This is a genomic window from Mycobacterium sherrisii (assembly GCF_002102355.1).
GTDB classification, from domain to species: domain Bacteria; phylum Actinomycetota; class Actinomycetes; order Mycobacteriales; family Mycobacteriaceae; genus Mycobacterium; species Mycobacterium sherrisii.
In genome coordinates this window covers 105794-116693 of record NZ_LQPT01000051.1, presented here as the reverse complement: position 1 = coordinate 116693, position 10900 = coordinate 105794, and the positions used below count along the sequence as shown (strand labels likewise).

General features: G+C 68.3%; 11 protein-coding genes. 6 read left to right on the top strand and 5 right to left on the bottom strand.

The window, feature by feature from the left end; translation table 11 throughout:
• Positions 1–153 precede the first annotated feature (153 nt).
• The gene (locus AWC25_RS09200) at positions 154–1311 is read left to right on the top strand and encodes an Mrp/NBP35 family ATP-binding protein (protein WP_142278752.1); all 1158 of its coding nucleotides are present in this window, start codon (positions 154–156) and stop codon (positions 1309–1311) included.
• 22 nt (positions 1312–1333) lie between these two features.
• On the opposite strand, the gene tatB is transcribed toward AWC25_RS09200, so the two are convergent.
• From tatB to sigE, 4 genes are all read right to left on the bottom strand, one after another.
• Positions 1334–1726 carry a Sec-independent protein translocase protein TatB gene (tatB, locus tag AWC25_RS09195; protein ID WP_069399225.1) on the bottom strand — a complete coding sequence of 131 codons (393 nt, stop codon included), beginning with the start codon at positions 1724–1726 and terminating at the stop codon, positions 1334–1336.
• Entirely contained in the window at positions 1727–3253 is a 1527-nt protein-coding gene (gene htrA, locus AWC25_RS09190; protein ID WP_069399224.1) for a serine protease HtrA, read from the bottom strand. It abuts the gene before it with no gap.
• A gap of 157 nt (positions 3254–3410) precedes the next feature.
• Positions 3411–3809 carry an anti-sigma E factor RseA gene (rseA, locus tag AWC25_RS09185; RefSeq protein WP_069399307.1) on the bottom strand — a complete coding sequence of 133 codons (399 nt, stop codon included), beginning with the start codon at positions 3807–3809 and terminating at the stop codon, positions 3411–3413.
• A gap of 118 nt (positions 3810–3927) precedes the next feature.
• Positions 3928–4695, bottom strand: coding sequence for an RNA polymerase sigma factor SigE (gene sigE, locus AWC25_RS09180; RefSeq protein WP_069399223.1), 768 nt, complete (start codon positions 4693–4695; stop codon positions 3928–3930).
• A gap of 189 nt (positions 4696–4884) precedes the next feature.
• Between sigE and AWC25_RS09175 the strand changes: the two genes are divergently transcribed.
• From AWC25_RS09175 to AWC25_RS09155, 5 genes are all read left to right on the top strand, one after another.
• Positions 4885–5553 (top strand): O-methyltransferase, encoded by a 669-nt coding sequence (locus tag AWC25_RS09175; RefSeq protein WP_085166670.1) that lies wholly within the window; start codon positions 4885–4887, stop codon positions 5551–5553.
• A 93-nt stretch (positions 5554–5646) separates the two neighbouring features.
• Positions 5647–6285 carry a TetR/AcrR family transcriptional regulator gene (locus tag AWC25_RS09170; protein ID WP_085166667.1) on the top strand — a complete coding sequence of 213 codons (639 nt, stop codon included), beginning with the start codon at positions 5647–5649 and terminating at the stop codon, positions 6283–6285.
• Positions 6275–7195 carry an ABC transporter ATP-binding protein gene (locus AWC25_RS09165; protein ID WP_085166666.1) on the top strand — a complete coding sequence of 307 codons (921 nt, stop codon included), beginning with the start codon at positions 6275–6277 and terminating at the stop codon, positions 7193–7195. Before AWC25_RS09170 ends, AWC25_RS09165 begins: the two co-directional genes overlap by 11 nt.
• Positions 7195–8826: an ABC transporter permease gene (locus tag AWC25_RS09160; RefSeq protein ID WP_211281032.1), complete on the top strand. Its 1632-nt coding sequence runs from the start codon at positions 7195–7197 to the stop codon at positions 8824–8826. Before AWC25_RS09165 ends, AWC25_RS09160 begins: the two co-directional genes overlap by 1 nt.
• Positions 8823–9497 (top strand): methyltransferase family protein, encoded by a 675-nt coding sequence (locus AWC25_RS09155; protein ID WP_069399219.1) that lies wholly within the window; start codon positions 8823–8825, stop codon positions 9495–9497. The genes AWC25_RS09160 and AWC25_RS09155 overlap by 4 nt, the downstream gene beginning before the upstream one ends.
• A gap of 6 nt (positions 9498–9503) precedes the next feature.
• Here AWC25_RS09155 and glgC read toward each other — a convergent pair whose 3' ends face one another.
• Positions 9504–10718: a glucose-1-phosphate adenylyltransferase gene (glgC, locus tag AWC25_RS09150; RefSeq protein WP_069399218.1), complete on the bottom strand. Its 1215-nt coding sequence runs from the start codon at positions 10716–10718 to the stop codon at positions 9504–9506.
• Positions 10719–10900 lie beyond the last annotated feature (182 nt).

Sequence of the window (10900 nt, the reverse complement as noted above, 5' to 3'; positions counted from 1 at the left end):
TTCCCGGCCGCGCCGGCGAACCCAGCCGCCGCGCCGGATCCGGCGGCCGGCCCGCCCAAGCCCGCCGCTCCCGCGGGTAGTCCCCCGGCAGCCGCCGCACCCCGCTGACGCCTGCCAGCCGGTCGCACGCCGCGCCGCCTACACTCGGCGGTGATGTCTCGCCATGACCCCCCCGGTTCGCAAGCCGATCTGAACGCCGCCATCCGCACCGCGCTGGGCAAAGTGATCGACCCCGAATTGCGGCGCCCGATCACCGACCTCGGCATGGTCAAGAGCATCGACACCGATGCCGACGGCAGCGTGCACGTCGGGATTTACCTGACCACCGCCAGCTGCCCCAAGAAAACCGAGATCAGCGACCGCGTCGGCCAAGCGGTCGCCGACGTTCCGGGCACCGCGGCGGTGAGAGTCAGCCTGGACGTGATGAGCGACGAGCAGCGCACCGAACTGCGCAAGAAGCTGCGCGGGGACGCCGCCGAGCCGGTCATCCCGTTCGCCCAACCCAACTCGCTGACCCGGGTCTACGCCGTCGCCTCGGGTAAGGGCGGGGTCGGCAAATCCAGCGTCACGGTCAACCTGGCCGCCGCGATGGCCGCCCGCGGCCTGTCGGTCGGCGTGCTCGACGCCGACATCCACGGCCACTCCGTCCCGCGCATGATGGGCACCACCGACCGGCCCACCCAGGTCGAATCGATGATCCTGCCGCCGATCGCGCACGAGGTGAAGGTCATCTCGATCGCGCAATTCACCCAGGGCAACACGCCGGTGGTGTGGCGTGGGCCGATGCTGCACCGGGCGCTGCAACAGTTCCTGGCCGACGTCTTCTGGGGCGACCTGGACGTGCTGCTGCTCGATCTGCCCCCGGGCACCGGCGACATCGCCATCTCGCTGGCGCAGTTGCTGCCCAACGCGGAGATCCTGGTCGTCACCACGCCGCAGCTTGCCGCCGCCGAGGTCGCCGAGCGAGCCGGCAGCATCGCGCTGCAAACCCGTCAGCGCGTCGTCGGCGTCGTGGAGAACATGTCCGGGCTGACCTTGCCGGACGGCTCGACCCTGCACGTGTTCGGCGAGGGTGGGGGCGCGCAGGTCGCCGAGCGACTGTCCCGCGCCGTGGGCGCCGACGTGCCGTTGCTCGGTCAGATCCCGCTGGACCCCGCCCTGGTGGCGGCCGGCGATTCGGGTGTCCCGATCGTGCTCAGCGCGCCGGATTCGGCGGTGGGCAAGGAGTTACGCGACGTGGCCGACAAGCTGTCGGCGCGCAAGCGTGGCCTGGCGGGGGTGTCGCTGGGGCTTGACCCAAGTCGGCGCTGATACCGCCGAGGCTTGGGGGCCGTCAAGTCGCGTCGGTGTCGAACGGCGCCGGCCCGTGCTGCTGCACCGGCGGCTGCGGCTGTTGCGGCGGCGGCGGCGTCGCCGTCCCGTTGACCGGCCGCTCGAAATTGCCGGTGAGGAACGAGTCGTCGCCGTCGAACAGGTGCTTAGTCAGCGCGGCGCGCGGCGTCATCCCCCGCAGCGTCTGCAGTTCGCTCAACGGACCGCGCAGGTCGTCGAACTCGGGGCCGAGGTCCTGGCGTAGCTGGGTGGTCACCCCGCTGAGGTAGTCGCGGGCCTGCCGCAGCGACGTCGACGTCCATCGGATCGCGCCCGGCAGGCGTTCGGGCCCCAGGATCACCAGCCCGACCACCACGAGGACGAGGATGTGCTCCCAGCTGAGGTTTCCGAACATCTAGCCGTTGTCGGGGTCGGGTTTGACCGTCAGTGTGACGTTGCGGCCGTCGCGGACCACCTCGATCGGGGCGTCCTGCCCGATGGTCAGCTGCCGGACGGCGACGACGAACTCGTCGGCGTCGGCGACCTTGCGGCTACCAACCTTGACGATGACGTCGTTTTCCAGGATGCCGCCCTTTTGTGCGGGGCTGCCCGCTTTGACGTTGGCCACCTGGGCACCCGCCGCGATCGAGTTGCTCACCGATCGGGTGCTCACGCCCAGCGTCGGGTGCACGATCTTCCCGTCCTTGATCAGGGCCTGCGCCACGTTCTTGACCTCGTTGATGGGGATCGCGAAGCCCAGCCCACTTGCGCTGTCCGACAACGACTTTCCGGCGGTGTCGATGCCTATCACCTGGGAATTCATGTCGATCAGCGGTCCACCGGAGTTGCCGTGGTTGATCGACGCGTCGGTCTGCAGGGCGTCGATGACGGTGTCGGTGTCCGAGCCCTCCCCCGACAGCGGCACCGGCCGGTGCAGCGCGCTGATGATGCCGTGCGTCACGGTGCTGCGCAGCCCCAGCGGCGCACCGGCGGCAATCACCTCGTCGCCGACGCGAACCTTGTCGGAGTCGCCGAGCTGCGCCACGCTCAGGTTGTCGACGTTGTCGACCTTCAGCACGGCCAGGTCGGTCTTCGGGTCGCGCCCGACCAGGTTCGCGGGCACTTCCTTGCCGTCGTTGAAGACCACGGTCGTCTTGAACTGGCTCGGGTTGTTGGCGGCCTCGGAGATGACGTGGTTGTTGGTGACGATGTAGCCGCGGCCGTCGACGACGACGCCGGAACCCTGCATGCCCTCCTGGTCACTCTTGGATTCGATGGTCACCACGGAGTTGGCCGTCGCCGCCGCCACCTTGGCGAAGCGCCCCGCCGGCGGTTCGGCGTTGCCGTTGGTCGACAGCGTCACCTTCGAGGTGGTGAAGGCGTCGACGACCTCGGCGGTCTTGCGGCCGATCAGCCCGCCGACGGCGCCGATCACCAAGGCGATGACGAGCAGCACCGCCAGCGCGAGGTAGGACACCTTCCGCCCGAACAGGACGTCGCGCACGCCGAGCTTGCCGGTGAACGCCGCAGCCGTCTGCAGCCCGGCCGGTTCCACCGCCGGAGTCCCCAGCGCCGCCGCGGCGCCGGGATCGCGCCAGGGATCGTCAAACTCGTCCTGATCGAATCCGTTCTGCTCGGCGGCCAGCGCGCCCGCGTCGACGGGATGGCGCTGCAACGACTCGCTGCCGCCGTCGGGTCGGCTGAACGCCTCCTCCAGCACCGGGTCGCGGCGTTCGTCGTGCGTAACGAACTCGGCTTGCTCACGGTACTTCTGGGGGCGGACCCGCTCGGCGACGAAAGAACCCTGGACTCCGGAGGGACGCCCGAACGCCTGACGCGCGGCCGCGTCGACCGGTGGCCGGGAGACGGGGCGCGGCGCCAGGCGTTTGCCTCCGTTGCTGCCGCTATCTTGCCCCTGGTCGGGGCCTTGGTCGGAGGTCACGTTACCCCTTTGGATCCTCTGCTTGAGTGCTCAAGACAGGCCGCGCGCACGGTCCGTTTCCGGGGCCAGCAACAGGCACGGCGCTGTTCGTGTCCACCCTAGTATCCACGGTTGCCGATCGGTCGCCTTGCAGCCACGAGCCGGGATGGCCGGGCCGCTATCGGCGCTTACGCTGGTCGCGCGCGTCGCGGTCGAAGAAACGCTCAGGGGTCTGCGAGGGCGTGTCGTCGGGCGGGTAGTGCGGGATCTGCGAGAGCATGCCCAGCAGCGTGCTCGGGATGCGGATGGGGTGGGAGTCTTCGCGCAGCGCGGCGCGGGCCCGGCTTTGGTCCTCGACCTCGGCCGCGCACTGCGGGCACAGCGAGAGATGATGGGCGGCCCGCAGGTGTGCGCTCATGCGCAGTTCGCCGTCGACAAACGCCGCGATCGCCTCGATCGAAAGGTGTTCGGTCGAGCCGAATTGCCGGGGAGCGCCCACCGGCGCGTCGCTCTGGGAGGCGAACTGAGCGGGAAGCCAGGAGAACGCACGGCGGAACACATGTCCCCGGTCGGCCATCACCAGCTCCTCTCGCTGCCACGTACCCCTCGAATGTAGCGCGAGAAGGTGCTGCGCACCTGCGTGCGTGCGGCGAAATCGCATGATCATGGGGTCGACAGGCGCACCGAGAACCGGCTCACGCCGATTTCGCGTGAGTCTCCGGCGCCGAGTGCGCGGCCAGATAGTCGCGCAGGGCTTGGCGGCCGCGGTGGATGCGGCTGCGCACGGTGCCCAGCTTGACACCCAGGGTGGCACCGATTTCCTCGTAGGACAGGCCCTCGATGTCGCACAGCACCACCGCGGCACGGAACTCCGGCGGCAGCGAGTCCAGGGCGGCCTGCAGATCCGGTCCGAGCCGGGCGTCGTGGTAGATCTCCTCGGGATTCGGCTCGTCGGCCGGCACCCGGTCGTAGTCCTCCGGCAGCGCCTCCATCCGGATCCGGGCCCGGCGGCGCACCATGTCGAGGAACAGGTTGGTGGTGATGCGGTGCAGCCAGCCCTCGAAGGTGCCGGGCTGGTAGTTCTGGACCGACCGGAACACCCGGATAAACGTCTCCTGCGTCAAATCCTCGGCGTCCTGCTGGTTGCCCGAGAGTCGGTAGGCCAGCCGGTACACCCGGTCGGCGTGCTGGCGCACCAACTCGTCCCAGGACGGCATCGTCGTCTTGTCGCCGGTCGCGTCGAACACCGCGGTGCCCTGCAATCCGCCGACGGGCTCCACCCATTCGTCAGCAGCGAACTCCTGCGGATGTGACATGGTGCTGGGGCTCAGCAAAGTGGTGTTGATCGAATCCTCCGAACAAATTGAGTTGTCAGCCATCGAGTCGGCCATCGACAATTCGTCGTTTGCGGCAACACGTGGCTGCCCGTCTGTATTCCCCACCCAACGCCCTCCACGTTCCATACCGATACCGTCGCCTACCGGCGTATGCGCGATATAGGAGCAATCTGAGGTTTGACTGAGAAACCTTTTCGTTACGTCCTGTCAGCAGCGGATACCCATCGGGACGTGACTTACGCCGCGTCCAGCGCGCCGGGCGTGTCGGGAACCGTCTGGGTCGGGCACGCCTCGGCCATGGCATACGCTGCGGGCATGGACGGCAGCGACGAAGAAACTCCCGGCCAGACGGCCCCCAGTCGAGCCGAATTGCTCTTTGCGCATGCGGAGGGCTCGATCTCCGAGGACGCGATCCTGGCCGCCGCCCGCGAACGCTCCGTCGACATCGGCGCCGGGGCGGTGACGCCCGCGGTCGGCGCGCTGCTGAGCATGCTGACCAAGCTGTCCGGCGGCAAGGCGGTCGCCGAGGTGGGCACCGGCGCCGGGGTCAGCGGCCTGTGGTTGTTGTCCGGGATGAGCGGCGACGGCGTGCTGACCACGATCGACCTCGAGCCGGAATATCTGCGGCTGGCCAAGCAGGCCTTCTCCGAGGCCGGCATCGGCCCGTCGCGCACCCGGTTGATCAGCGGCCGCGCCCAGGAGGTGCTCACCCGTCTGGCCGACGAGTCCTATGACCTGGTGTTCATCGACGCCGACCCGCTCGACCAGCCCGATTACGTCGTCGAGGGCGTACGCCTGCTGCGCTCCGGCGGGGTGATCGTGGTGCACGGCTGCGCCCTCGGCGGGCGTGCGGGTGACCCGACGGCCCGCGACGCCGAGGTGCTCGCGGTGCGCGAGGCCGCGCGCCTGATCGCCGAGGACGAGCGGTTGACGCCCGCGCTGGTCCCCCTGGGCGAAGGCGTGCTGGCCGCCGTCCGCGACTAACCGCCAGCCAGCGGGACGCGCCCGCATTCTTTACGGATTCTTTGCGGCGATTCCCCTTGACCGACGACTGAACGCACGTTTAGTGTCCTGAACATGCGTTCAGCCGATCTGACCACCGCCGCCCGGATCCGCGACGCGGCCATCGAGCAGTTCGGCCAGCACGGCTTCGGCGTCGGCCTGCGGACCATCGCCGAGGCGGCCGGCGTCAGCGCGGCGTTGGTCATTCATCACTTCGGCTCCAAAGCGGGCCTGCGCAAGGCCTGCGAGGACTACATCGCCGAAGAGATCTACAGCGCCAAGGCGCAGGCGATGCGCTCCAACGACCCGGCCACCTGGTTCGCGCAGATGGCCGAAATCGAGGACTACGCACCGCTGATGGCGTACCTGGTCCGCAGCATGCAGACCGGTGGCGAGCTGGCAAACATGCTGTGGCGCAGGATGATCGACAACGTCTACGAATATCTGGAAGAGGGTGTGCGCGCCGGGACGATCAAGCCCAGCCGCGATCCGCACGCCCGGGCAAAATACTTGGGCATCACCGGTGGTGGAAGCTTGCTGCTCTACATCCAAATGCACCCAACGCCAACGGAGCTGCGTGCCGTCCTGCGCGACTACGCCCAAGAGATGGTGCTGCCCGCCCTCGAGATCTACACCGAGGGCCTGATGACGGACCGCACCATGTACGAGGCATTCCTGACCGCCGATGTTCAAGGAGATTCGCATGAGAGCTGACAATGCCGCGCCCATCGAGATCCGCGGCCTCACCAAGAGCTTCGGGGCGGTGCGCGCACTGGACGGCCTCGACCTGACCGTGCGCCAAGGTGAGGTGCACGGCTTCCTCGGCCCCAACGGTGCCGGTAAGTCCACCACCATCCGCATCCTACTGGGCCTGGTGCGCGCCGACCGGGGCACCGTTGCGCTGCTGGGCGGCGACCCGTGGACCGACGCGGTGGCGCTGCACCGTCAGATCGCTTACGTACCAGGCGATGTCACGCTATGGCCGTCGCTGACCGGCGGCGAGACCATCGAGCTGCTGGCCCGCATGCGCGGCGGCATCGACGGCGCACGCCGACGGGAGCTCATCGAGCGTTTCGACCTGGACCCGACCAAGAAGGCCCGCACCTACTCCAAGGGCAACCGGCAAAAGGTGTCGCTGATTTCTGCCTTCTCCTCGAACGCCCGCCTGCTGCTGCTGGACGAGCCCAGCAGCGGGTTGGACCCGTTGATGGAGAACGTGTTTCAGCAATGCGTAGCCGAAGCGCGCGACCGCGGCGTGACGGTGCTGTTGTCCAGCCACATCCTGGCCGAAACCGAAGCGTTGTGCCAGCGGGTGACCATCATCCGTGCCGGCAAGACCATAGAATCCGGGACGCTGGACTCGATGCGACACCTCAGCCGTACTTTCATCATAGCCGAAATGACCGGCGACCCGGGTGATCTCACGCGAATCAAGGGTGTCGAAGATATCAGCTTCGACGGCAACACGCTGCGCGCGCAGGTCGACAGCGAGAGCCTGGGCGAACTCATCCGGGTGCTCGGCGATGCCGGGGTGCGCAGCCTGGTCAGCCAGCCCCCCACACTCGAAGAACTCTTCTTGCGTCACTACGACACCGGGCGCAGCGGCAATAAGGTTTCGGCATGATGACCACCACCACTCTTGAACACCCGAAATACCAATCACCACAAGGGTTTTCGAACTTCTCAGGCACTGCTGGCATGCTGCGGCTGTATCTGCGCCGCGACCGCGTCTCGCTGCCGTTATGGATTCTGCTGCTTTCGCTGCCGTTGGCGACGGTGTACGTCGGCAGCATCGAGAAGGTCTATCCCACCCAGGCCGCCCGCGCCGGATTCGCGGCATCGATCATGGCCAGCCCCGCCCAGCGCGCGCTGTACGGGCAGATCTACAACGACAGCCTGGGCGCGGTGGGTGTGTGGAAGGCCGGCATGTTTCACGTGCTGATCGCGGTGGCCGTCATTTTGACCGTGATTCGGCACACCCGCGCCGACGAGGAGAGCGGCCGGACCGAGCTGGTGGACTCGACCGGCGTCGGTCGCTACGCGAGCCTGACCGCGGCGCTGATCCTGACGTTCGGCGCGTGCCTGGCCACCGGGGCGCTGGGCGCGGCCGGTCTGCTGAGCACCGACGTGCCGGCCGGCGGATCGCTGGCCTTCGGTGCGGCGCTGGCCTGTTCGGGCCTGGTGTTCACCGCAGTGGCCGCGGTGACCGCGCAGCTGTCGGCCAGCGCCCGCTTCGCCCGCGGCGCCGCCTTCACCGTGCTGGGTGCCGCGTTCACGCTGCGCGCCATGGGCGACGCCGGCTCTGGCACGCTGTCGTGGCTCTCACCGCTGGGATGGTCACTGCAGGTGCGGCCCTACGCGGGAGATCACTGGTGGGTGTTGTTGCTGCACCTGGTCACCGCGACGGTCCTGACCCTGGTGGCGTACCGACTGCTCGCGGGCCGCGACGTCGGCGCCGGCCTCATCGCCGAGCGGACCGGCCCGGCCACCGCCGCCCCCGGGTTGCGCAACGTGTTCGGGCTGGCGTGGCGCCTGGACCGCGGCGCGCTGCTGCTGTGGACGGTGGGGTTGTGCCTGTACGGCCTGGTGATGGGCAGCGTGGCGCACGGTATCGGCGACGAGATCGGCAGCGGAATGGCCCGCGACATCGTCGCGCGGATGGGCGGCACCGCCGCGCTGGAGGAAGCGTTTCTGGCGGTGGCGTTCGCGATGATGGGCATGGTGGCCGCCGCGTTCGCCGTCTCGCTGACCCTGCGCCTGCACCAAGAGGAGTCCAGCCTGCGCGCCGAGACCACCCTGGCCGGCGCCGTCTCTCGGATCCGTTGGGTCGCAAGCCATCTGGTTGCCGCCCTGCTCGGCTCCGCGGTGGCGATGTTGATCGCCGGGGCGGTGGGAGGTCTGGTTTACGGCATGGCCGCCGGTGCCGTCGGAGCCAAGGTGGCGGTGGTGGTCGGCACCGCCGCGGTCCAGCTGCCGGCCGTCTGGGTGGGCGCGGCGCTCACCGCCGCGTTGTGGGGACTGGCGCCACGCTTCGCGCCCGTGGCGTGGGGTGTGCTGATCGGGTTCATCGCGCTGTACCTGATCGGTTCGCTGGCGGGCTTTTCGCAATGGATCCTCGATCTCGATCCGTTCGCGCACGTGCCCCGCGTCGGCGCGAGCTTCACCGCCGTGCCGCTGCTGTGGCTCACGGCCGTCGACGCCGCCCTGATCACGATGGGCGCCATCGCATTCCGGCGACGGGACCTGCGATCATGAACACCGCTATCCGGGCCGCGTCGTCGTCGGTGTTTGGCCTGGCCATCCTGGGGCTGCTGCTGTTCCTGCCGGCCGGGACGCTGGACTATTGGCAGGCATGGGTTTTCATCGCCACCGCCGCCGTGACGACGATCCCGCCGACGATCTACCTGTATCGCATCAATCCGGCCGCGCTGGAGCGCCGGATGCACGCCGGCCCCGGGGCGGAAGGGCGAACAGTGCAGAAGATCCTGATCACCGGCGCGTTCGCGGCCTTCACCGCCTTGCTGGTGTTCAGCGCCTACGACCAACGCAGGGGCTGGTCGCGGGTGCCGGGGTGGGTCTCGCTGCTCGGCGACGGGTTGGTCGCGATCGGGTTCGGTATCGCGATGGTGGTGATCGCCCAGAACGCCTACGCCGCAGCGACGGTCACGGTGGAAGCGGGCCAGACGCTGGTATCCAGCGGCCTCTATAAGCATGTGCGGCACCCGATGTACGTCGGCAACTTCGTCATGATGGTCGGCATCCCGCTGGCGCTGGGCTCCTACTGGGGGCTGCTGTTCGTGATCCCCGCCCAGGCGGTGATCGTCATCCGCATCCTCGACGAAGAGACGCTGCTGACCGAGCAACTGCCCGGCTACCGCGAATACATGCAGCGGGTGCGCTACCGGCTACTGCCCTACGTCTGGTAGCCGCGGCTAGACCCAGACACCCTTGCCCACCGCGACCACGCCGCCGGCGCTGATCGCGAAACGCTCCCGGTCCTTCTCCAGGTCCACCCCGACCATCTCGCCGGGCCCGATGACGACGTTCTTGTCCAGGATCGCGTGGCGCACCACCGCGCCCCGGCCCACCCGGGCGCCGGGCATGATCACGCTGCCCTCCACGATCGCGCCGTCGTCGACCACCACGTTCGACGAGAGCACCGAATTGCGCACCGAGGCCGCCGAGATGATGCTGCCGGCACCGACCACGGACTCCTGGGCGGAGCCGCCGTTGACGAACTTCGCCGGCGCCAGGTTCTCCGTCGCCCCGCGAATCGGCCAACGCCGGTTGTACAGATTGAACACCGGGTGCACCGACACCAGATCCATGTGCGCGTCGTAAAAGGCGTCCAGGGTCCCGACGTCACGCCAATAGGCGCGGTCCCGGTCGGTGGCACCGGGCACCTCGTTGTCACTGAAGTCGTAGACCGCGGCCATCCCGTCAGCCACCAACCGCGGGATGATATCGCCGCCCATGTCGTGATCGGAGTGATCGTCGTCGGCGTCGGCGCGAATGGCGTCGATGAGCACCTTGGTGGTGAAGATGTAGTTGCCCATCGAAACGAAAGTCGTCTCCGGGTCGTCCGGGGTGCCCGGCGGCTCCAGCGGCTTCTCGACGAAGTTGCGGATCCGGCCGGACTCGTCGGAATCGATGCAGCCGAATGCGGTGGCGTCGGCGCGTGGCACCCGGATCCCGGCCACCGTCGCCCCGGCGCCGCTGTCGATGTGGAACTGGACCATCTGCTCGGGATCCATCCGGTACACGTGGTCGGCACCGAAAACCACTATGTAGTCCGGGTCTTCGTCGTAGATCAGGTTCAGCGACTGGTAGATCGCGTCCGCGGAGCCGGTGTACCAGCGCGGGCCGAGCCGTTGCTGGGCCGGCACCGGGGTGATGTACTCGCCGGCCAGACCGGACAGCCGCCAGTTCTGCGAAATATGACGGTCCAGCGAATGCGACTTGTATTGCGTGAGAACGCAGATCCGCAAGTACCGGGCGTTGACGAGATTGGACAACACGAAGTCGATCAGGCGGTAAGCACCGCCGAAGGGAACTGCGGGCTTGGCCCGGTCCGCGGTCAGCGGATATAGCCGCTTACCCTCACCGCCGGCCAGGACGATCCCCAGCACGTGTGGTGCTTCCCTCATGGCTCCAAACCTATCGGCCGTCGCGAACCGCTGCCAGGGGCAATCCGCCCGGCGGCCGTTCTGACGGGCTGTCCGTCAACGTATTTGGCAAACTCGGCGCGCCGCCTCTCACCGTAATCGGTGATGGTGGCAGACGCGCGGTTAGCGGCACGCGAGTTGTCCGGCCGCTTTCTCCATCCGAT

What these genes read in the sequence shown, in the direction of transcription:
- AWC25_RS09200 (WP_142278752.1), top strand. Translation starts at nt 154, where the DNA reads ATGTCTCGCCATGACCCCCCCGGTTCGCAAGCCGATCTGAACGCCGCC.
- tatB (WP_069399225.1), bottom strand. Translation starts at nt 1,726, where the DNA reads ATGTTCGGAAACCTCAGCTGGGAGCACATCCTCGTCCTCGTGGTGGTC.
- rseA (WP_069399307.1), bottom strand. Translation starts at nt 3,809, where the DNA reads ATGGCCGACCGGGGACATGTGTTCCGCCGTGCGTTCTCCTGGCTTCCC.
- sigE (WP_069399223.1), bottom strand. Translation starts at nt 4,695, where the DNA reads ATGGAACGTGGAGGGCGTTGGGTGGGGAATACAGACGGGCAGCCACGT.
- AWC25_RS09175 (WP_085166670.1), top strand. Translation starts at nt 4,885, where the DNA reads ATGGACGGCAGCGACGAAGAAACTCCCGGCCAGACGGCCCCCAGTCGA.
- AWC25_RS09170 (WP_085166667.1), top strand. Translation starts at nt 5,647, where the DNA reads ATGCGTTCAGCCGATCTGACCACCGCCGCCCGGATCCGCGACGCGGCC.
- AWC25_RS09165 (WP_085166666.1), top strand. Translation starts at nt 6,275, where the DNA reads ATGAGAGCTGACAATGCCGCGCCCATCGAGATCCGCGGCCTCACCAAG.
- AWC25_RS09160 (WP_211281032.1), top strand. Translation starts at nt 7,195, where the DNA reads ATGACCACCACCACTCTTGAACACCCGAAATACCAATCACCACAAGGG.
- AWC25_RS09155 (WP_069399219.1), top strand. Translation starts at nt 8,823, where the DNA reads ATGAACACCGCTATCCGGGCCGCGTCGTCGTCGGTGTTTGGCCTGGCC.
- glgC (WP_069399218.1), bottom strand. Translation starts at nt 10,718, where the DNA reads ATGAGGGAAGCACCACACGTGCTGGGGATCGTCCTGGCCGGCGGTGAG.